The sequence below is a fragment of the Mesorhizobium sp. LCM 4577 genome (assembly GCF_001854795.2).
Taxonomy (GTDB): domain Bacteria; phylum Pseudomonadota; class Alphaproteobacteria; order Rhizobiales; family Rhizobiaceae; genus Mesorhizobium; species Mesorhizobium plurifarium.
The window spans coordinates 49055-70681 of sequence record NZ_MDDU01000014.1; the positions used below are offsets into that span (position 1 = coordinate 49055).

Genomic DNA, 21627 nt, shown 5'->3' on the forward strand with positions numbered 1-21627 from the left:
AGCTCTCGAAATTCAGTGACAGCAGTCATTCGCCGGTGTTGCATAGGCTCTGCTCCGTAGCCATTCGTTTGGATCTTGCCCCTTTGGCGCACCACAGATTCCGACCCTTTGCCAGCGTCGGAGCGAGCTGCGTTTCGACGTAGGCCTCAAAGATGCGCCCAGTTCATCGGGTTCCGACGACGAGAGGGGCGATGAGCCATGGCAGCGCAGCTGGTCGGCGCCTTTAAACCGTTGCCTTTCAGGCAACGGCCGCGCGGGCGCGTCGTTCCATCGTCGATGAGCACCACCAGCCGATGCGGCTCGAGCCGCATCCACGGCTTGCACTTCTTACGCCACCCCTGCTGATGTCGAGACGACTGCTGGCCAGCAGCGCTTTTTGAAGCGGTAGCCGCTCTAATGAGCCAAACGTGGTCAAGGCGAGAGCGACCTGCACGCCTTTTGCAGCAGCAGTCAGTTCGGCAAGTTCCCGGCCGGTCTTTGGATCAGCCGAGGGCTGCGACTGAGGGACCCCTCCGTTGGCGGCCGATGTGATAGCGCGAAGATATTGGTCAGTGGCTGCGACATGCACGTCAAGTCCACCAGAGCACAAGATCCGGCCGCGCAAACCCGAAAAAGCTGTTGAGCACSAGACGACGTTTTCCGTTGCCTGATTGACCCGTAACCCCATGAACGAAACCGCCATCAATCAGGGCGATATCCCCGGCCTTGAGTTGGATTTCGCGACTAGGCACCGCATCGAGATAAGCTGCGGAGTAGGGATATCCCGTGTTCTCCACGCCCTGCGACTTTCGATCCGCGACTGTCGGCTTGTGACTCCAGAGCCTCAAGTTTCCACCTTCATCAGGCATGCTGGGATAAAAGTTGAGTGCTGCGACGATGTTGTGCGCCACCGCAGAAAGCTCGTAATCGTTCCCGGCACGTAACACTTGAGCGACATCGTCGTGAGGGTCCAAGGAATACGTGCCGCTGCCAGACCAGCTGAGACCGCGACAAACATTGGCCTTGCCATGTTCTGAACAGGCCAGCCGCAATTCAACGCCCTGTTTGTGAAGCTCGCGCTTCAACGCGTCGAATAGGGCTCGGACCGGGTCAACTAAATTGCCCAAAAGGGCGTCAACGTGCGGCCGCGCATTTTCCGCCTCCTTGAAATAGGTGGCTGCATCCTTCCTGTAGTGGGATGCGCCCACATATTGTCCGGGGACGCCGTCTTTACGCTCCTTGAGACCGGGACTGCCAACAAAGTTCGTGGTGATCTCCTCGGCTACATCGGGGCTGAAAGCTTGGCTGATGTGCAGTGCCGTGATCTCACCCTTCAGGACCGAGATGATCTCCGCGGTGCTAATCGAGCCGGTTCGTTCTTTGATTGTAAGAGGCGAGATGGCCGGCGTTTGAGCTACTTGGTTAGTCGCCATTGGTTTTCTCCTGTAGTGCGTGATCGAGGATGGCAATGCCGTGATCGAGTTCGTCATCTGAGATGTTTATCGGTGGAAGGACTTTGATAACGTCGCGATTTGGCCCCGAGGATTCGATCAGCAAGCCGTTTTCGAACGCGACATCGTGCACACGRCCAACATCGGCCTGTGAACGGCACTTAAGACCGGCCATCAGCCCACGGCCGCGCTTTTGCTCGATGCAGTTGGGGAATTTCGCAACGAGGCGATCAAGGTGTTCTTGAAGTTTGACGGCCATCCGCTCGACGCCTGTAGTAAACTGCCTATCGGACCACATTTTGCACATGGCCGCGGAAGTCACGAAGGCGAGATTATTGCCTCTAAAGGTGCCGCTATGTTCTCCCGGATTCCATATGTCCATGTCGGGGCGAATCAGAACTATGGACAGCGGATTACCTGAACCGCTTAGGGATTTGGAAAGGGTCACTATGTCGGGTTCGATTTTCGCGAACTCGAACGAGAAGAAATCGCCCGTTCGTCCCGAACCTGCCTGAATGTCATCCACGATGAAAACAACGTCGTGCTTACGGCAGATGCGCTGAATTTCTGAGAGCCAAGGTGCGGATGCGGTGTTCATGCCGCCTTCTGCTTGGATGGGCTCTAGGATAATTGCGGCTGGCTTTTCTATCCCGCTGCCTGGGTCGCCCAACACGTGGTCAATGTAACTCGCGGAATCGAAAGTTTGGTTCGGATAGTTCTCGTAAGGGACACGGATCACATCGTGGCGAGCAACCCCGCCAAGCTGTCTGGTTGACGCTGAACCCGACACCGCTAAGGAGCCGAGCGACATGCCATGGTACGAATTTGTGAAGGCCATGACGCTAGAGCGGCCGGTATATTTTCGCGCCAGCGCCAACGCCGCTTCGTTAGCGTTTGTCCCGGTCGGCCCAGGAAACTGTATCTTGTAAGATAGGCCCCGGGGCTTCAGGATCGACTCGACAAACACATTGATGAAATCACGCTTTGCGGCTGTATACATATCAAGCGACAAAACTATATTTTGATCGACGAGGTATTTAATTGCCGGTGCCATGATATCTGGATTGTTATGACCGTAGTTAAGCGCACCGGACCCAACAATGAAATCAATAAACGGTGTGCCAGCCTCGTCACAGATTGTCGCCCCCAGAGATTTAGTAAATACTGTTGGGAACGATCGTCCATAGCGACGAACGTTAGACTCGTAAGCTTCGAAAATGTCGATGTCCATGAAAGGGCCTCTCTGTATACGGCTTGCGATCAACGCTGCAGGTTCTATGTTCACGCATTCCAAACCACTGAGTCAGACAACTAGCTACGGCCAATTTCGGCTTAAAGCGAACGTATCATTGTCAGCGACTTGCATTCGCAAAGACTCTGTAAATTTGTTTGACGAATCTGTTTCAGCGCTTTCGTTGGTATCGATAGCGTGACAGTCAGTGCGCGCCTTTGCGGCAACGCTATCGGCGGCGTTGTTGGCGGGGGCAACCGGCACAATCGCACCGGTTTTCCAGCATGTGTGCAACCACGATGCTTTGGTATTTCTCTACATCGGCCGTGACGGGATCCTTGCCGACGAGTGGCTGTGACAGATAGCGATTTCTCCTGCGATGTGACGGCGAGACCGGTGCTCGCTCGAGTTTTGTCCTGGAACGCGGAGGAGCCAGACAGCGATTCGCGACAGAACTGGAACTGACCGCGGCTCGTGGCCGTGGCCCCGTGGTCTGCCAAACACCACTCTCGTGCTCGGGCGGTGCCTGAAGTGCGGTAGTCACCTCGCGAGGACCGACTGGGACATTGTAAATGCCATGAAGCCAGGAGGTGGGCCAACGCGCCGCCTAAGGAACAGGACCCACCCACGAGCTGACGCATACGGCGCCTGCTTCGAGAAGGCGCGATCGAAGCGGTTGTCGACAATCCCTGTGTCCCCTTCAGATCACCGATCAGGACATGGCGAATTTTGTCGCCGCCCTGCCGCCGCACACGAAATACTCATCGCTCCACAGCCTCATCCTGGAGCGCGGCTTGCGGCTGATGACCGAGTTCTTCTGTGCTGCGAGGCTGGCTTTCGAGGAGACACCAGGATTCTCACGCCTCGTCCTCTTCAAGGCATCGTCGCCATGAGCGACGTGATAGCGGCGTTTCTCGTGGTGATAGACTCGAGGTCCCAGAGACCCTTCCCCGCAGGCTCCAGCCGCTGAAACCTGATTCCGCGTGGAGTTCGGGCGGGTGGGTTTTCGRCATCGGGCAACGACGGTGGAACGAGTTGCAAAACGTGCAGCGGGACATTTCCCACCTATTACCGCATCTCGTAAGCCAGGCGAGATGTTCCCTTGCTCACTCGAAGGCCAAAGTCATATGCGGTCAAGGAAATTTTCTACGCCCTTCAAGGTGAAGCACGAAATGCAGGGCTGGGCTGCCGTATTATCAACAAGTCGCCGCGCTTGCTCCGGAACACGAACCGCCCCCCGGAGAAGGGATCGGTGACTAGCCCGTTCGGGACCTGGGCGGCCAAGCCATCCCTTTGCGCATATCGCCGGACGGCGCTCAGTAAGCTCCACATATCGGCAGTTTAGGCGCTGAACAGTATCCTAGTTGGTCGCCATTTATCAAGACGGTGGACGGGCGCCGATAGGGCAACCGCAACTTGGATCCATTTCTCCCACCTCCCAAGCTGCCAAGCCAGTTCCTCTGAGCGACGCAATTACCGGACCAACAACGAAATACTTGGGCACCGTGCAAAAGATTTTGTGCATTGCGATGAGCCCTTCGATCTGTAAGGTCCCGGTGTCGGCATTGCATTGTCCCTGAAGTGCATGCCGGCGTGAATTCAGCGCTGTCCCCTCGGGCGCTGTTTTCGATGCGAGCCCGCTGTCGCCTTCCGGCAGCGGGCTTCTTACCAGGAAAGAGTCGGCTGTCCGAGCGAAGAGCTATGCGAGCCGAATGCGTTTGGCTTCCAGAAAACTCGTCAGCTTCTCGACAGTTAAGCTCCCTAGCATTCGAACTTGGTCTCCAGATGCGGATGCCTCAACTGGTGACGGACCCAAGTACTCGCCACACGGATCGGTAAGAGATCGTTGTTCCCGTAACAGAAGGAGAGCTTCATGGATTCCACTCGGATAAACGGTACCGGATCGCTGCCCTCCCCGCCGGGGTACGTCGACAGACACGATGATGATCTCTTTAGGCAAGCTTTGAACCAAGCCAGGTCATCGACAGTCGCACTTGTCTCGGCAAACGCTCCGATCTGGAGGTCGAGCGCTCCATACGAAGACTTTTCACATGGCGGCTATTCCTGGAACAATGATATCTGGGGAGGAAAGGGCGCAGGGCCTCAGACAATTTCCGTGTATGCAGACAACCAGTGGAGCGTGTGGTCGAACCAGCCTAATACTGGAGGTATCAAGAGCTATCCCCACCAGGCATTCAATGTCGGGAAACCGCTCAGTTCAATTAAAACTCTGACTGGGAGCTTCAATCAGGATGTTCCTTCTGGCGGCGCCTGGGACACCGCCTACGACATCTGGGACAGCTCACATCAAAATGAGATAATGCTCTGGACAAACCACACCGGAAATCCAGACGGCAGCGGCAATGTTAAGCCGATCTCAAGTCAATATGACCCTTCCGGTGCGGCGATCCCGGTCTTCAGCAACGTCAATGTAGGCGGGGCGAATTGGAATGTGTTTGAAGGCTCCAACGGCCAAAGGGTAATCTCACTGGTGCGCACTTCGAAGACCGACAGCGGGGCGGTGGACATCAAGGCTGTCCTGGAATGGCTCAAGTCTAAGGGTTACTTTGGCGATATAAATGTCGGAAGCATTCAATACGGTGTCGAGATTACCGGGTCTCCCGGAGGATCGAACTTCAACTTCAAGAACTGCTCTGTGACTTCGACGTGATACATATACGGGTCGCGGATCGCCTTAATGGGTCTCGACCAAGCATGTCGGCCTCCCATCGCGTGTACGATCAAAAAAAGACGCCCTGATCGAAGGCTATGACTGCCGGGCATCTTGGATGAGCCGTGACAGATGTCGATCGCCGCCGTCAACGCCGTCAACTCGCTCGTTTGCGCAATTGCTGGCCACGGGCGACTACCATGCGTCGACGAGGAAGACCTTCGATATATATTGCGCGAAATTGGTGCGCTCGATCCAAGCCTGGAAACCAATTCCATTCCGGGGGGCCGGAAGTAATCATAGCCGATGTTTTGATCCAGCCCCGCCCGGCGGCGGGTGGCAAATCGAACTCAATCCGGAAACGCTGCTGAGCCCCTGATCAACCGCATTTTGTCGAAGTCTCACGTCTCACCGCCAACAACGCGACCACAAAGCATTCCTCAATGAATGCTTCAACAACGCGAACTGGCTGATCCGTAGCCTGGATCAGCGCGCCAACACGATCCTCAAAGTAGCGGCTGAAATAGTCCGTCAGCAGGACGCGTTCCTGAAACACGGCGTTGCCACTTGCAGCCACTCAATCTCAGAGGCGTCCCCGCGGCGATCAATATGCATGCGTCGATCGCAAGCCGGATGACGTCGACGTATATGCTCACGCCACCTGTTGTATTCGAACCGAAGTATTTCTTCACCGCCGCGATCGCTTCCTCCCAAGGCCGCACGGCGCACTCCGCTGAAGCGTTCGCCACCAGATCAAAGCAATGCTATCGACGGAATCGCTTCATGAGGTACTCTCCGGCGACGACATTGCCTTCAGGCTCAAGGAAATCGGCATCGATATTGCGCGTCGCACTATCACGAAATATCGCGAAGCGGTGAACATTCCTCCTCGGTGCAACGCCGCCGGCGAATACGCGCGTCAGCCTGATTGCGATCGGGGTCAACGGGCGCGGCCGGTGTGGTCGCCATGGAGTTGCTCTCGTCAGCTCGAGTTGCTGAGATACTGTTATCACGCGCAGTGACCCGTTAAACCTGATCCAGTTATACCGGCGCAGGGGACGGTGCGACGGTTCGGGTCGGCAGTCCGGCTTCGGCATTCGGGCGTTAGACTAGCCCGTCTTCTAGGCGAAGCGTCTTGCGCCTTTTGCGTCCGGCTTATGGCGGGGATTTTAGGATCGACAATTTCATCGCGCGCGACAGGAGGGGGACATAGGCTGCCGCCATGTCGTTGCGTTTGGCCGGCATTCTCGGTCGAGCGATCGCGGGTGCATGTAATATTCTTAATCCAGAGGTCATAGTGGTGGCCGGCGACTTCCTTCCAGCGGGCGAACTCTTCGTGCAGCCGCTTCGTGAAGCGTTCTCACGCCACGCTAATTCGCCTCGACGAATCGGAAATGGGTCCTACGATAGGAATTGTTGATGGCCAGCTTTGGTGGCGATGCCTCAGCGCTCGGGGCAGTGGGCGTAGCACTCCATCAGATTGGAATTTAGACGCATTTCGGGGCGCCAGGAGCAACCTGCCGGACGCGCGATAGGAATGGCGCGAAAACAGGACCGCAAGATGCCCGCAGTTCGAACCCACGCAGCGAGGAACGGCGCCCGGCACTGCGGGGCTTCAGGCCTCAAGAACCAGGTCGGATAGCGGCAGAGCCTGGCAAGCCAGACACATGCCCTCCTCCAATTCCGGTTCCTCGATCAAGTGTCGGACACGGCCCTGCAGGATCCTAACCGCACAGCTTTCGCACTGCCCGACGCGGCAGCCGCTGGGCAGTTGCTCGCCCTTCTTCTCCGCAAAGTCCAAAAGCACACCTGAGTCCGGTTGCCATCGCAATGTTCGGCCAGATCGGGAAAAGCAGATGTAGCACGCAACGGACTCACTGGTCAGCGGCCTGGTCGGCGCGCGGAACCGCTCGGAGAATATCTCGAACTTGGGCACCTTGCGAGCTAACAGGTTCCTGGTGACCTCATCCATCATCTCATTGCCCGCGCACAGATAAAACCGCGGCCGGCGCAGGAGCAAGCTTTCAGGTATCTCATCGACGGTGAACCTACCGCTTCGAGAATCTCCAACAGGCTCCGCGGGCCGGCTCAGGTAATTCACGACATGGAGATTGCTCAGGCGGCGCGCATGATGGCAAAGACGTGCGTGGAAGGGCCGAGATTGGGCATCGCGGCAGGTATAGTAGAGGGTAACTTCGGGCTCGCCGGGGGCACCGGTCAGGCTTTCCAGGCACGACAGAAAAGGCGTTATGCCGATGCCTGCCGCGATCAAAACCACGGGAAATTCGTTGACGAGCGGCAAGATAAAGCGACCAGCCGGAGCCTTCAGAGAGATCACGTCACCCTCTTTGACGACGGATGTGAGGTAGTCAGAAACTGGGCCGTCCAAGATTCGCCTGACCGCGATAGAGTAAGAATGCGGCTCCTCGCTGCTGCCACCGATCAAGGAATAGCAGCGCTCGTTTCCATCGAGCCTGATCGTCACATGCTGGCCAGGTTTGAACCCGGATAGCGGCAGTCCGTCGACAGGTTTGAACTCGAGCGAAACGATCTCGTTTGCCTCGGCTCGCCGGCCAACAACCTGGAAATTGCGCACCGCCCGCTCGGATGAAGTCCGAACAAGCTGAATGCTGCAGGCAAGCGAGCGCATTGGCAGCGAGCCACTGATTGGGTCCCGATCACGCTCCGGCACCAGGGCGTTGTAATTCGCCCCTTCACCGTCTGCTTCTAGACCATATCCCGGCAAACCGAGATCCGGCGCAGACTGCCACCAGCCATAGTCGGCGACCACCACGTCTGGGGCAAGGCCGTCATCCAGCGAAGCTTTCAGAATGATCGATCCAATGCGCGTCGAAACGCGCACCTGATCTCCCTGATCAATGCCGTAGGTTGCCGCCAGATCGGGATGCATTTCCACTAGCGGCTCCGGCCGTTTCCGTCTCAGGGACGACATGCCGCGGTCCTGGCTGTGGCGGAAGTGGCCGGTGCTGGCGGCCATCAGCACCAGGGGAAAAGACTGATCACCGCTGTCAGGAGAGGGCACGAATTCTGGAACTGGACCATAGCCGTGACGCAACAATTTCTCCGAATAGAGTTCGGCCCGGCCCGTTTCAGTCGGGAAGCCTTGCTCACGGTATTTTTGATAGCGTCGCGCGATCGGGACCCTCACCCCTTGCGGGTTCGCGCGCAGCGTCTCGAGGTCCAAATTGAGCGGGGCGAGCTGATATTTCCAGGCAGCTTCGATGTCTCCATCAAAGAAGAGCTCGCTCAGTCCGAGCCTTTTCGCCAACTCGAAAACGATCCAGACGTCTGATCGGGTGTCTCCTTGGCGGGGGACCATTGGTTGGCGCAGTTGAACGAGTTCCTGTGCCTCGAAGGATATCTCGAAGCCTATTCGAAGCGCCTCGTATTCCCAGGGCGTTGAGACGGGAAGCAGGATATCGGCATAGTCCGAAGTAGGATTGTGGAACAAGTCGCAATGAACGTAGAAGTCCAGGTGTTGCAGCGCTTGCTTGCCGCGTCCGGGCGCGGGATGCGAGACAAGAAGATTGGTTCCGAATGTTACGAGCGCTTCTACTCCATAAGGTCGGCGATCGATGATGGCATCATAGAGGTCGGTGGAAGTGATCCAGCCATTAAGCGGCGGTCCTAACGGGCGATCGGCCAATCCCAGCGCCTTGGCGCGTTGCTCTTGCGGCATCAAGGCCATGCTGTGCAGGACCGGTGTCGGCAGTGGCGTTATCTGGACGTTTCCTCCCCGTACATCGAAGGATCCAGTCAGCGCGTAAAGCGTGGCAATCGCCCGCTCGGTTTGAGTGGCGTTACGATGCTGTCCGGTGCCGGTCCAGGTGTGGTAGCTGATCTTCTTCGCAGAGCCGAGCGCCTGCGCGAATGCCGCGAACGTCGTCGGTGCAACGCCAGTTAGTCGTTCCACCGTGTCCGGATCGAATGGTGCCACTGCATCGCGGTAGAGGTCGAATGCTGTGCGGCACAAAACATTTCCGGTCTTGGTCGCGACGAGATGGGACGCAGATAGTGCGGCCGACTTCGATTTGAGCGCCGCCGGTAGCAATCCTTTGGTCGCGTTATCCCACACCAGGTAGTCTTGCTCACCTTGCGCCATGTCGTCGTGCAAGAGATCGCGCGAGCGCAGAAATCTGGCGTTGTCCGACCTGACGAGAAATGGAGCATTCGTCCAATCGCGCACGAAATCCACATCGAACGCCGCACGTTCAATAAGCTCTCTGGCGAGGCCCATGGCCAAAGCAGCGTCGGTGCCAGGCCGAACCCGCAACCAATGATCGGCTCGGCCGGCAAAGGGTGTGCGACGAGGGTCGATGACGGCAAGCTTCGCTCCCCGCGTCTGCGCGGCCGCGATAACTTCCGCCTGGGCGAGCCAGACATTTGAAGGATTGTGTCCCCACAGCAGAATGAGCTCGGAATGGGAATAGTCGGCGGCGGGGATTCCCGATCCGAAAGTGAAGGCGTGAGCGTAGTCTTTGTGCCAGGTGCAAACCTCCGCCGCGTAACAAAGATTTGGACTGCCGAACCCGCGGATCAATCGCAGGATCCAGTCGGTGCTGTCCGACAACGGGGATGACGATCCCGAGGTTACCGCGAAAGCGACGGACTCCGGACCGCCTCGGGCAACATGGCCCTTCAACCGATCAGCGATCTCATCGAGTGCTTCATCCCAAGCGATCTCCATCCACCGCGGATCCGGATCGCTCTTCGGCGTCGTGCGCCGGAGCGGCGCCGTAAGACGCCGTGAATTGTGGACGACTTCCGGCGCCGATCGGCCCTTGAGGCACATTGCCTTGCCGGTCGGATGATCGGGGTTTGGCACCACCTTTTTGAGCCAGCCGTCTTCGACGATATTGATGGTGCCACACCGTGACTTACACAGCGTACAAAAACCGACTTTTTCTTCGATCATGATAGGCGGGTCTCCGACCGTCGTGCGATCGTCGCTGGAAACAAAGAGAGGGCGAACCGCGGCTTCGCGACTATAGCGTAGCGACCGACAGCCCCATCTTTTCGAGCACAAAAATCGACGCGATCACCAAGGCCATGTGAACCGTCGAGGCTACGGCAACGACCAACTGCTCCGCGCCGAACAGGACTTGGCTAAACACATCGATCGGTAGTGTGGCCAATCCCGGCTCGACCAGGAAGAGTGTCGCGTTCGCCTCTCCGAAAGAGACGAAAGCAAAGATCGCGCCGGCTGCGTCACCGCTTTGGATACCGGGCAGCGCGACGAGCATGAAAGCACGCAATCGGCTCGCTCCGTGGTGCTTCAGTATTCTCGTAAGATAGGCTCCGCGTGGTGACGATCGGGCGCGGCGAGGGTATCGCCGCGGATGCGAGAAAGCTCGGCGCCCATCGCTACATTGACGCCAACAAGGAAACGCGACCGACACGCTGAACGGCATGGGCGGCGCGAAAGCTATCCTTACGACGATCGGCAATTCAGCGGCCATCGCCGCGCCGATGCATGCGCTTGCGCCGGAGGGGCGTCTGATCGTGCTCAGCGTCGGCAAGGATCCGCTACCGGTCTCAACGGGATATCTGGTGGGCGCCTAACGTGGCATTATCGGCTCGATTACGGGGTCACCGTTCGAAAACGAGAAGACGCTAGATTTCAGTGTCCTGACGGGAGTGCGACCGATAATCGAAACCATGCCGTTGGGGCGAGCCGCGGAAGTGGTCCAAAAAATGAGGTCCGGCGACGCGAAGTTTCGCACAGTCCTGACGATGGGAGATCAATCCAATGCGCATCAATGATGATCTGACGAAGCCGGTAATCGTGCACGCTGCCAGGCTCGACTGGGTACAAAGTCCAGCCGCGGGCGTCGAGCGCCGCATGCTCTATCGCGTTGGCGGCGAAGTCGCTCGGGCGACTTCCATCGTTCGTTACGCTCCCGGGAGTGCCTTTCCGCGCCATGTCCATGCGGGCGGCGAAGAAATTCTCGTGCTGGACGGAACCTTCCAGGACGAGCATGGCGACTATCCGGCAGGAAGCTATTTCCGCAACCCGCCCGGAACCTCGCACGTGCCGGCGGCGGAAGGCGGCTGCACGATCTTCGTCCGTCTTTGGCAGTTCCGGAAGGGCGACGACGCGCAAATCGTGCGCCGGCCCGGCGAGGGTGAAGCAGCAGCGCTGCGCGAGGGGGCCACACAAGCGCGTGTCCTGTTCGACGACGGTGAGGAGCGTGTCTCAGTCGAGATATGGCGGCCCGGCTCCGCCATAGAGGTCGAAAATCCCCGAGGCCTCGAGTTCCTCGTCGTGTCCGGCCGCCTCGCCGTCGGAGGCGAGAAACTGGAACCGCAAAGTTGGGGGCGCTTGCCTGCTGGCAAGCCGCTTGAGGCCATAGCGGGGCCGAAGGGCGCGCAGATCTGGATCAAGGACGCCCCCCTTCAGCATGCCGACGTGTTGCCGATGCCAGGTTGATGCCCGCGGCTGGGAATGCGCCGGAAGGTCAACGTCACGGCCGCGTTTCGGAACTCAATTTGAGCAATCCCCGGCAAGGGATTAGCGGCCCATTTCCCGGGCAAGCGTCAGGAAACCCTCGATGTAGGAGGTCGTCTCCTCGCCGCGCCGCACACCAAGGTTAATGCTCTTCCGGATGCCGCTATCTCCCAGGCGCAGCGCACGTATCGGCAGGCCCGATGCATCCTCCTGCAGGAGCCAATCGGGAAGAACTGTCACGCCCCTGCCCGCGCATACCAATTGCAGCATTAGGTCGATGGTTTCGGCAGTGCGATGCTGACGGGGTCTGCAGTTCGCCGGGACAAGGAATCGGGTGTAGATGTCCAGCCGCTCCAACGTGACGGGCACCGTAATCAACTCTTCGTCCAGAAGATCTTGCGGCTGCACGCGTTTTCGGCCGGCGAGTGGATGCGCCTCGTGCACCATAAGCACCAGCTCGTAATCAAAGACGGGCGTGAACAGTAGCTCTGGCGTTTCCACGGGGTCCGGCGTTATCAACAGGTCGATCTCATAACCCAGTAGCGCCTCAACGCCGTCGAAACGGAAGGCGGTACGCACGTCGAAGTCGACGTCGGGCCAGCGTGTCAGATAGGGCGTTGCCATTCTCGTCAGCCACCGCTGGCAGGGATGACACTCCATTCCAACGCGAAGCGCTCCCCTCCTCCCCAGCGCGAAGTCCGTCAGGACACGCTGGGCGTGCTCCATCTGCGGCAAGACCCGCTCGGCAACCGTCAGCAGGTACTCGCCCGCCTGTGTTAGTCTCAAGCCCCGTCCGGTTTTCATCCAGATCTTGATGCCGTGCCGTTCTTCAAACTTGGCGATCGTGTGGCTCAGTGCCGATTGGGTGACATTCAGCTTCTCAGCAGCCGCGGTGACGCTGCCCCGCCGCCTTACCTCCCTTAGGATCGCAAGGTGCTGCCGATCGATCATTATGACGTACTCTCATGAGTAAATGAAATCATACCATTTCCACTCATAATGCGATGCCGTTAACCTTCCGTCAATCAGCCCCTGTCGGCTGGCCCAAGATCCAGGAAGGAACTGCCGTGACGAAGCTCGCACTTGCCCATCAACTTCACCCGGAGCATGCGCGTGCGGCGTCGATTTTCGACGAAGTTGTCGACCGCAAGAACAGCAACTCCATGAAATGGGCCTGCGCCAGCAAGCTGCTGGCGCCGGACGAAGCCGCGGCCGATCCCCTGCCGATGTGGGTGGCCGATACTGACTTCAAGGCGCCTCGAGCCGTCATCGAGGCGCTGCATGCGGCGGTCCACCATGGCGTCTTCGGCTATCCAGGCGGCGCGACCGCCTCCTATATTGACGCTGTCGTCGGTTGGCAGCAGCGGCGTTTCGGTTGGGACGTCGCCAAGGAATGGATCCTCCAGACCTCCGGCATCATCACCACGCTGAAGACTGCGGTGCAGGCCTTTTCTGCGCCGGGCGACACCGTTTTGATCCAGCCGCCGGTCTACGCGCATTTCCACAACGATGTCCTGTTGAACGGCCGCCACCTAGCCTATGCGCCGCTCGAATTCACAGGCGATGGCTACCGCTTCAACGAGAAGGCTTTCGAGGCCGCCATCCGCGCCAACACGAAGATCTTTATCCTAAGCCATCCGCACAATCCCACCGGAAACGTCTGGTCCGAAAGTGAACTGCGGTCCATGGGCGAAATCTGCGCCCGCAACGGCGTTCTGGTCATTTCCGATGAAATCCACGAGGATCTCATCCTCGACCCGACCAAAAAGCACATCCCGTTCGCCTCGCTCGGCGAAGAGTTCGCCCAAAACAGCATTACCTGCACGGCGCCCAGCAAGACGTTCAACCTGCCTGGCCTGCAGAGCGCCAATGTCTTCGTGCCGAACAGGAGACTGCGGGAAGAGCTGCATCGGCAATACGAGCGCAACGTCTTCGAGTTGGTCAACGTGTTGGGGATGGTTGCCGCCGAAGCCGCCTATGCCCATGGCGAGCCATGGTTGGAAGAGATGCTCACCTATTTGCGAGCCAATCACGCGCATTTCGCCAAGACGATCAACGAAGCTGATCCGCGCCTGAAGGTCCTTCCGACCGATTCTCTCTACCTGGCGTGGATGGATTGCCGCGGCCTCGGAATGGATGCCGAGGCGCTGAACAAGTTCATGCTGACCAAGGCTCACGTCTGGCTCGACAAGGGCCAGAAGTTCGGGATCGAGGGACACGGGTTCATGCGCGTCAATCTCGGCTGCCCGCGCGCGGTTGTCGACGAGGCGATCCGGCGCATCACCACCGCCGTCGCAGCGCTTTGAGGAAGAGCCGATGTCTCAGTTGATTGACACGCGCCTGGCAGAGTTAGGGGCAGAACTGCCGGCAGCGGCAAAGTCGGTAGCGAACTACCTCCCCATAGTCACAAGCGGAAATCTCGCTCTCACGTCGGGCCAGTTGCCGCTCGCCGAGGGCAAATTGATTGCAAGGGGCCTGCTTGGAAGGGATCTCGACGTGGCGGCCGGAACGCTCGCCGCGAAACAGTGTGCGTTGAACGTCCTCGCACAGGCAAAGGGCTGTCTGGGCAACCTCGAGAGGATTGCCAGGATCGTCAAGATCACAGTCTTTGTCGCCTCGGCCGCCGATTTCACGGAACAACATCTCGTCGCCAACGGCGCGTCTGATCTTCTCGTCGCCGTCTTTGGCGAGAAAGGCAAGCACGCGCGCTCCGCCGTCGGTGTGGCGGCGCTTCCGATGAATGCGCCCGTCGAAATCGAAGCCATCATCGAGATCACTCCAGAACAATAAGCGTCTTCGGTCCGATCACGCCGAACAAGTGGGAACTCAACCGATCCGAGTGGCGGACAATTCGGCAAAAAAGCCACCGCTGCCGGATCACAAACCGGGAGAATGAAACATGAAAATGACGACCGCTCTTGCCACGATTGCAGCGGCAACGCTGACGGCCGGTATCGCTTCGGCCGGCACGATGGCCGATGTTCAAGCGCGTGGTAAGCTGAATTGCGGTGTGACCGGCGGCCAGGCCGGCTTCTCCGCTCCGGACGCGTCCGGCGCCTGGCATGGCATGGACGTGGACTACTGCCGAGCTGTCGCGGCTGCGGTCTTGAAAGATCCCAATGCGGTGACCTTCGTTCCTACGACCGGGCAAACGCGGTTCACCGCACTTGCATCCGGCGAGATCGACATTTTGTCCCGCACCACGACCTGGACATTTTCGCGCGATGTGGACCTGAAGTTCACGTTCGCGGGTGTGAACTTTTACGACGGTCAGGCCTTCATGGTGCCGAAATCTCTCGGCGCCAAGAGCGCAAAGGATCTGAACGGCGCCACCGTTTGCATCCAGACCGGGACCACCACCGAGCTGAATCTCGCGGAATACTTCCGCAAGAACAACATGAAATATGACCCGGTTCCCGTCGAGAACAATGGCGACGTCCAGCAGAAATATCTTGCCGGTGCGTGTGATGTGATTACGAGCGACGGATCCGATCTTGCATCAACCCGGTCGAGCTTCAAGGACCCGCAGGATCACATCATTCTCCCGGAGATCATTTCGAAGGAACCGCTGGGTCCGCTTGTCCGCCAGGGCGACGATCAATGGGCGGACGTGGCGCGCTGGACCTTGAACGCGCTCCTTGCGGCTGAGGAGCTCGACATAACATCCGAGAACGTGGAGAAGCTTTCAGCAGGCACGGACAACCCGGAAGTCAATCGCCTGCTGGGCAAAGAGGACAAGCTTGGTGAAATGCTGGGCCTGGATCCGGCCTGGGCCAAACGGGCAATCGCATCCGTTGGCAACTACGGCGAAATTTTCGCCAGGAATGTTGGCGACAAAACCTCGATTGGTTTGGCCCGCGGCCAGAACGCTCTGTGGACGCAGGGCGGCCTGATGTATCCGCTGCCGTTCCGCTGAAATCTTTCTCGAGGCGCGGGCTTGCCCCGCGCCTTTCGGTTTCCGGCACGCATAGCCCACAACACACAAGTCGTAGGCCGAAGGTAGCGCAGCGAACCTTCAGGGAGACCACTCATGGCCATGAAAAGCGCGGCTCCCCGCGAGCCCTTTCACCTGAGCATGCTCTTCAATGACACCCGTTACAGAGCCCGATCGATCCAGGTCATCGCGTTCATCCTGCTCGTCCTTGCGGCTGCCTGGCTAATCGACAACACGATCCACAATCTGGCTGCCCTTGGAAAGAACTTCTCGTTCGGATTTCTCTGGAGCACGGCAGGTTATGACATCTCGCCGCACGCTATCGAGTATTCGAGCACGAGCACTCATGCCCGTGCCGCCATCGTCGGTTTGCTCAACACGCTGATCGTTGCGGCAATGGCCTGCGTGACCGCGACGATCCTTGGCGTGTTGGCGGGCGTGCTCAGGCTTTCCAACAACTGGATCGTCGCTCGTCTGATGACAGTCTATGTCGAGAGCTTCCGCAACGTGCCGGCTCTGCTCTGGATCGTTGTTGTCGCCGCGATCATGTCGCAGGCTATGCCGACGCCCAGCGCATTCCGCGGCGACAATCCCACGGCTTCCATGATCCTGTGGCACAGCGTTGCTGTCACCAACCGCGGCATCTATCTGCCAGTTCCCTATTTCTCTAACAGCCTGGGTCAATCCAGCAGCGCATTCGGCGCGCTTGACCTCAACTACGCGGCAATCCTCGGCACGCTCGCGCTTTCGCTTCTCGCCCATCGGAGGCTGGTCAGACACGCGCAACGTATCCAAAGCGCAAGCGGGCAACGTCCGGCCACGTGGTGGAAAAGCCTGTTCGTGTTTGCGCTGCCAATGATCGCTCTGCTCTACGCGTTGGGTTTCCATCTTGAGTATCCGGCCCTGAAGGGACTGAACTTCACCGGTGGCCTGTTGTTGCGCAATTCCTTCATTGCGCTGTGGATCGGGCTCAGTGTCTATAGCGGCGCCTTCATCGCCGAAAACGTTCGCTCTGGAATCCTTGCGATCTCCCGCGGGCAGACGGAAGCCGCTCATGCGCTTGGGCTTTCCCCAAGTCGTACGATGCGGCTCGTGATCCTGCCGCAAGCCTTGCGGATCGTCGTGCCTCCGCTCATTTCGCAATATCTCGACATCACCAAGAACACCTCTTTGGGCTTGGCGGTCGGCTACATGGATCTGCGTTCTACGCTCGGCGGCATCACCATCAACCAGACCGGTCGAGAACTGGAGGCGATGCTTTTGATGATGCTGATCTACGTCAGCATCAGCCTGACCATCTCGTGCGTCATGAACGTCTACAACAGCCGCGTCAGGTTGCAGGAGCGCTAAGATGAACATGCACAACGTATCCTGGGTGCGCCAGGAGATGGTTCTCGCTTCGGCAAGGCCGGTCAGCCAACATGGTCCGCTGGAGTGGATGAGGAAGAACCTCTTCGATGGCTGGCTCAGCACCCTGCTGACCGTAGCGTCGTTGTCGGCCATCGCGTGGCTCGCCATGGCCATCGCTCCCTGGCTTGGCAATTCCATTTGGAAAGCCAAGTCGCTTTCCGAGTGTCGACAGCTCCTCGACGGAGCGCCAGGCGCGTGCTGGGGTGTCATTCGCGACCGCTGGCCGCAACTTCTGTTTGGCTTCTATCCTGCGGATCTTTATTGGCGCCCGGTTCTCGCCTTCGCGTTGCTGTTGGCGGCGCTGGCGCCGGTTCTGTTCCGCGTCCTGCCGTCTCGCGCGCTCTGGTTCAGCGCCATCTACCCCGGCATTGCGTGCTGGCTGATCTGGGGCGGAAGCCTTTGGTTTCCCGTTGCCGCCTACCTCGGTTTCGCTGTCGCCGCCGGCCTGTTCGCATCGACAGCACTCATCAGTCGAGGGCTTGGCGTGAGCATCGCCATTCTCGGCGCGGCGCTTTGGTGGATTTATGCCGCCCAGCTTTTTTCGTCAGGCGTAGATAGCGTCATTCCGATCGCCCTCGAGCCCGTCCCGTCGCGCCAGATCGGCGGGTTTCTGCTGTCGATCATTATCGGCGTGACGGGCATTGCAATGTCATTGCCGCTCGGCATCTTGCTCGCGCTTGGCCGTCGCTCCAGTCTGCCGCTCATCCAGATGCTGAGCGTCGTGTTCATCGAATTCATCCGTGGCGTGCCGCTCATCACGCTGCTGTTCACCGCATCGCTGCTCTTGAACTACTTCCTGCCGCCCGGCACCAACTTCGACCTCATCCTGCGCGTCGTGATCATGGTGACGCTCTTTGCCAGCGCTTACATGGCCGAGGTCATCCGCGGCGGCTTGGCAGGCCTGCCGCGCGGCCAGTATGAGGCCGCGGAAGCTCTGGGGCTGGATTACTGGAAGGCTCAGCGTCTCATCATCCTGCCGCAGGCTCTCAAGATCTCCATTCCGGGAATCGTGAATACTTTCATCGGTCTTTTCAAGGACACGACGCTTGTCATGTTCATCGGGCTTCTCGACCCCATCGCCCTTGCAGCGGCCATTCGCGCCAACACGGAGTGGCAAGGGATCTACTGGGAACTCTTCATCTTCATCGCAGCTGTGTTCTTCATCTTCTGCTTCGGCATGTCGCGATACTCGATGTATCTGGAGCGCCGGCTGAAGACGGATCATCGTTAGGAGAAATGCGCATGACCAAGATGCTGCGCGGCCTTTCGCGAGAAAGCGGCCTGTCAGAAACGGCTGTCGAGATCACATCCATGAACAAGTGGTATGGTGATTTTCATGCCTTGCGAGACATCGATCTGACCGTGCGCCGTGGAGAACGGATCGTCATTTGCGGGCCATCCGGCTCCGGCAAATCGACCATGATCCGCTGCATCAACAGGCTCGAGGAGCATCAATCAGGCAAAATCGTCGTCGATGGGATCGAATTGACAAGCGACCTGAAGCAGATCGAGAAAGTCCGCCGCGAGGTTGGGATGGTGTTCCAGCACTTCAATCTCTTTCCGCACCTGACCATTCTCGAGAATTGCATTCTCGCCCCGATCTGGGTCCGCAAGGTGCCTGAACGGCAAGCACGAGAGATCGCCATGCATTTCCTCAAAAAGGTCAGGATACCGGATCAGGCGCATAAGTATCCGGGTCAGCTCTCGGGTGGTCAGCAGCAGCGCGTGGCGATCGCGCGGTCTCTGTGCATGAAACCACGCATAATGCTGTTCGATGAACCGACTTCGGCTCTCGATCCGGAGATGATCAAGGAAGTGCTCGATACGATGATTACGCTCGCCGAAGAGGGCATGACGATGCTCTGCGTCACGCACGAAATGGGTTTTGCCCAAGCGGTGGCGGATCGGGTGATCTTCATGGATCAGGGCCAGATCGTGGAGCAGAACGAACCGAAGACATTCTTCAGCGCGTCGCAGTCGGAACGCACGCGCACCTTCCTCGGGCAGATCCTGGGCCACTGAGCAACAGCGTCAGCGCCCTGGCGCGTCGGCGGCACATTTTTGATGAGACATCAGGCATCAACGGCGATGTCAAATTGCTCGCAGATCTATTCCGCCGACGTTGCAGAGGCTTGGTGGTTGTCGGAATACGAGGAGCGAGGCGGCGACCGAGGGTTGCCGCGGCGCCTCACAGTTTCCCCCTTCCCCTGGGCTATTCCTGGCTGCCCGCAGGGATGACGTGTGACAAAACCTCAGATAATATTGCGATCGATTAGAGGATTTGTAACATGCCCTCGGCGCAAGATTCGCAAAAGGCGAAGCTCAGAAGCCTGCTCGATGCGCGAAGCATGATGCATGCGCATGAACTGCGCGAGGCTGGCATCAGCGCGCAAACGATCGCGCGCGCCGTCGAGAGCGGTGAAGTCGAGCGTATCTCGCGGGGAGTTTATCAGAAGCGGGACGCGGAAGTCGAAGAGAACCAGATCCTTGCTGAAGCCATCATGCGCGCGCCCAAAGGCGTGATCGCTCTGGTGTCGGCGCTCGCCTTCCACGGACTGACCGACCAAATGCCGCGGCGCGTTTGGATAGCGATCGGGACGAGCGATTGGGCGCCCGTGCAGTCCTATCCTCCGCTGCGTATGGTCCGCTTCACGGAGCCATATCTGCGACAGGGCATTGAACATCATGCAATCGCTGGCCGTGACGTCCCGATCTATTCGATCCCGAAGACCCTTGCCGACCTGTTCCGAAACCCCAAACTGGTCGACCGATCGGTCGCTGTAGAAGGCCTGCGCGCTGCTCTCCAGCAACGCAAGGTAACTCCGAGCGCAATCGCCCAGGCCGCAAAGGCCGGCGGCGCTTGGAAGGTGATGCAACCCTATATCGAGGCGCTCACATCCAATGGCTAAAGCACCGACGAATATGGCGAAGTCGGTCAAGGACCGGCTGCTCAATACCGCCCGGAAGGAAGGCCGCCCATTCGATATCCTGTTGGTGCGGTTCGCGCTTGAACGGCTGCTCTACCGCCTGTCAATCTCAGCGCATCGGGACCGCTTCGTCCTGAAAGGCGGCATGCTGGTCACGGTCTGGGTGGCCGACGACAATCGGGTGACGCGGGATGCAGACTTTCTCGGACATGGGGACGCCGATCCTGACCGCCTGATCGCCGACGTCAGGGAGATCATGGCGATGGAGAGCGACGATGGCCTCGCCTTCGATATCGATGCGCTCACTGCGACGGTCATTCGAGAAGAGATGGAATACGGCGGCGTTTGCCTCAAAACCGCAGCTTATCTCGAAAGGACGCGCGTTCCCTTCACAATCGACATCGGTTTCGGAGACGCCATGGCCGATGCGACGCAGCGGCTCGACTATCCGACCTTGCTCGATCTTCCCGCTCCACAGGTCCGTTCCTATCCGCCGGCCACCGTGATCGCCGAGAAATTCCAGGCGATGGTGGCGCTTGGCGTCCTCAACGGACGCATGAAAGACTATTACGACCTGTGGGCGATCCCGCGCGCGATCGACATTTCCGCTGGCGATCTGGATGCGGCCATCCGCGCGAGCGGGCGACCTAGGATCCGCAGCAGAGAGATAACCAGCCTTCGCCAAGAGAGGGAAAAGGCCTCCTGCACTGCGAGATAGAGGGTGATGCGCTCTGGGGTGCTGGCGGAGAAGGATCGTATGCGCCCTTCCCCGCCTTGTTTGCGTGCTGAGACTATCAGCCGTTAGCGGTGTCGAAGGCATCCAGTACGCGCGAGGAATAGACCAGAGCCGCTCCCGCGTTCAAAGCGATCGCCACGCCAAGCGCTTCAGCGATTTCCTCGCGCGTTGCGCCAACTTTTGCAGCTTCGGCGGTGTGGCTCGCAATGCAGCCGTCGCAGCGTGTCGTGACCGCGACGGCAAGCGCGATCAACTCGCGGGTCTTGGCGTCCAGCCGGGCGGTCTTGTTGCCCGCACCACCGAGCGCCCGAACCCCCTCAAGAGTGGCGGGGGACAGCTGCCCCAGCTCACTCACCCGCGACGACAGTTGCTTCCGGTATTTCGCCCACTCGAGCATTCGAAACCCCTCCATGAAATCGGGACTGATGATCAGGCAAATACGTGAGCAAACAGCGAGGTATCACCTGGATCCGCCGCAGGCATATCCAAGAAGCTTCATGAGCAGAAATGGCATCTTCTCACGCAATCATGAGCAGTCCTCATCCGATCGGGCGCTTCGCATCTGCGCTCATAGGCGCCTTGCGTATTGCCCAGGCGAAGCCGTTATGAAGACTGCTCATGAACTCATGAAATATTGCCGTTTAACGATCATAATGCGGCCGTGCTATTTCTTTCGCCAGCGCCGCCGCCATGACGCGGGAACAAACCTTGCGGCAAGACAACGCCCGGCAGGCGGACGCTTCAGCTACGAAACGGCGCCCCGACCGGTTCGAATTACAAGCTTTCGAAATCCGAGAAAGCCGCTCGTCTAGCCGCCAC

The 21627-nt window shown here is 58.8% G+C and carries 19 protein-coding genes and 1 pseudogene; 14 read left to right on the plus strand and 6 right to left on the minus strand.

Features of this window, described 5'->3' with window-relative positions; genetic code table 11:
* Positions 1-569 precede the first annotated feature (569 nt).
* On the minus strand, positions 570-1412 hold the full coding sequence (locus LCM4577_RS17800) for a hypothetical protein (RefSeq protein ID WP_071072594.1): 843 nt from the start codon (positions 1410-1412) through the stop codon (positions 570-572).
* Positions 1402-2661: a diaminobutyrate--2-oxoglutarate transaminase gene (gene ectB / locus LCM4577_RS17805; RefSeq protein ID WP_071072596.1), complete on the minus strand. Its 1260-nt coding sequence runs from the start codon at positions 2659-2661 to the stop codon at positions 1402-1404. The genes LCM4577_RS17800 and ectB overlap by 11 nt, the downstream gene beginning before the upstream one ends.
* Before the next feature lie 719 nt (positions 2662-3380).
* Here ectB and LCM4577_RS17810 point away from each other — a divergent pair.
* The 4 genes and pseudogenes from LCM4577_RS17810 to LCM4577_RS17825 all read left to right on the plus strand — a co-directional run bounded on the left by LCM4577_RS17810 (position 3381) and on the right by LCM4577_RS17825 (position 6752).
* Positions 3381-3554: a hypothetical protein gene (locus LCM4577_RS17810; RefSeq protein ID WP_244508358.1), complete on the plus strand. Its 174-nt coding sequence runs from the start codon at positions 3381-3383 to the stop codon at positions 3552-3554.
* A 980-nt stretch (positions 3555-4534) separates the two neighbouring features.
* Positions 4535-5332: a glycosyl hydrolase gene (locus tag LCM4577_RS17815; RefSeq protein WP_071072598.1), complete on the plus strand. Its 798-nt coding sequence runs from the start codon at positions 4535-4537 to the stop codon at positions 5330-5332.
* Between the two features lie 204 nt (positions 5333-5536).
* Positions 5537-6260, plus strand: a pseudogene (locus LCM4577_RS17820) (RNA polymerase sigma-54 factor); the annotation flags it as partial.
* A gap of 294 nt (positions 6261-6554) precedes the next feature.
* Entirely contained in the window at positions 6555-6752 is a 198-nt protein-coding gene (locus LCM4577_RS17825; RefSeq protein ID WP_116390091.1) for an ROK family protein, read from the plus strand.
* 195 nt (positions 6753-6947) lie between these two features.
* Here the strand turns inward: LCM4577_RS17825 and LCM4577_RS17830 are convergent, their stop codons facing one another.
* Positions 6948-10268: a molybdopterin-dependent oxidoreductase gene (locus tag LCM4577_RS17830; RefSeq protein ID WP_071072600.1), complete on the minus strand. Its 3321-nt coding sequence runs from the start codon at positions 10266-10268 to the stop codon at positions 6948-6950.
* A 70-nt stretch (positions 10269-10338) separates the two neighbouring features.
* Positions 10339-10608 (minus strand): hypothetical protein, encoded by a 270-nt coding sequence (locus LCM4577_RS17835; RefSeq protein ID WP_071072602.1) that lies wholly within the window; start codon positions 10606-10608, stop codon positions 10339-10341.
* 154 nt (positions 10609-10762) lie between these two features.
* Here LCM4577_RS17835 and LCM4577_RS17840 point away from each other — a divergent pair, with 154 nt between their 5' ends.
* Positions 10763-10915 carry a hypothetical protein gene (locus LCM4577_RS17840; protein ID WP_244508359.1) on the plus strand — a complete coding sequence of 51 codons (153 nt, stop codon included), beginning with the start codon at positions 10763-10765 and terminating at the stop codon, positions 10913-10915.
* A 187-nt stretch (positions 10916-11102) separates the two neighbouring features.
* The gene (locus LCM4577_RS17845; protein WP_071072604.1) at positions 11103-11783 is read left to right on the plus strand and encodes a cupin domain-containing protein; all 681 of its coding nucleotides are present in this window, start codon (positions 11103-11105) and stop codon (positions 11781-11783) included.
* Between the two features lie 81 nt (positions 11784-11864).
* Here LCM4577_RS17845 and LCM4577_RS17850 read toward each other — a convergent pair whose 3' ends face one another.
* On the minus strand, positions 11865-12752 hold the full coding sequence (locus LCM4577_RS17850) for a LysR family transcriptional regulator (RefSeq protein ID WP_071072606.1): 888 nt from the start codon (positions 12750-12752) through the stop codon (positions 11865-11867).
* A gap of 116 nt (positions 12753-12868) precedes the next feature.
* Here LCM4577_RS17850 and LCM4577_RS17855 point away from each other — a divergent pair, with 116 nt between their 5' ends.
* The 8 genes from LCM4577_RS17855 (at position 12869) to LCM4577_RS17890 (ending at position 20790) form a co-directional block, all read left to right on the plus strand.
* Positions 12869-14107: a MalY/PatB family protein gene (locus tag LCM4577_RS17855; protein WP_244508360.1), complete on the plus strand. Its 1239-nt coding sequence runs from the start codon at positions 12869-12871 to the stop codon at positions 14105-14107.
* A 10-nt stretch (positions 14108-14117) separates the two neighbouring features.
* Complete coding sequence (locus tag LCM4577_RS17860; protein WP_071072609.1) at positions 14118-14591, plus strand: RidA family protein; 474 nt, start codon at positions 14118-14120, stop codon at positions 14589-14591.
* Between the two features lie 109 nt (positions 14592-14700).
* Positions 14701-15717, plus strand: a complete 1017-nt coding sequence (locus LCM4577_RS17865) for an amino acid ABC transporter substrate-binding protein (RefSeq protein WP_071072611.1) — start codon at positions 14701-14703, stop codon at positions 15715-15717.
* Positions 15718-15831: 114 nt separating this feature from the next.
* Positions 15832-17085 (plus strand): amino acid ABC transporter permease, encoded by a 1254-nt coding sequence (locus LCM4577_RS17870; RefSeq protein ID WP_071072613.1) that lies wholly within the window; start codon positions 15832-15834, stop codon positions 17083-17085.
* Between the two features lies 1 nt (position 17086).
* Complete coding sequence (locus tag LCM4577_RS17875; protein WP_116390092.1) at positions 17087-18376, plus strand: amino acid ABC transporter permease; 1290 nt, start codon at positions 17087-17089, stop codon at positions 18374-18376.
* 20 nt (positions 18377-18396) lie between these two features.
* Positions 18397-19167 carry an amino acid ABC transporter ATP-binding protein gene (locus LCM4577_RS17880; RefSeq protein ID WP_198541057.1) on the plus strand — a complete coding sequence of 257 codons (771 nt, stop codon included), beginning with the start codon at positions 18397-18399 and terminating at the stop codon, positions 19165-19167.
* A 266-nt stretch (positions 19168-19433) separates the two neighbouring features.
* The gene (locus tag LCM4577_RS17885; protein ID WP_071072615.1) at positions 19434-20054 is read left to right on the plus strand and encodes an AbiEi antitoxin N-terminal domain-containing protein; all 621 of its coding nucleotides are present in this window, start codon (positions 19434-19436) and stop codon (positions 20052-20054) included.
* Entirely contained in the window at positions 20047-20790 is a 744-nt protein-coding gene (locus LCM4577_RS17890; RefSeq protein ID WP_083354762.1) for a nucleotidyl transferase AbiEii/AbiGii toxin family protein, read from the plus strand. The genes LCM4577_RS17885 and LCM4577_RS17890 overlap by 8 nt, the downstream gene beginning before the upstream one ends.
* Before the next feature lie 76 nt (positions 20791-20866).
* Here LCM4577_RS17890 and LCM4577_RS17895 read toward each other — a convergent pair whose 3' ends face one another.
* Positions 20867-21205 carry a carboxymuconolactone decarboxylase family protein gene (locus tag LCM4577_RS17895; protein WP_040971503.1) on the minus strand — a complete coding sequence of 113 codons (339 nt, stop codon included), beginning with the start codon at positions 21203-21205 and terminating at the stop codon, positions 20867-20869.
* Positions 21206-21627: the final 422 nt, after the last annotated feature.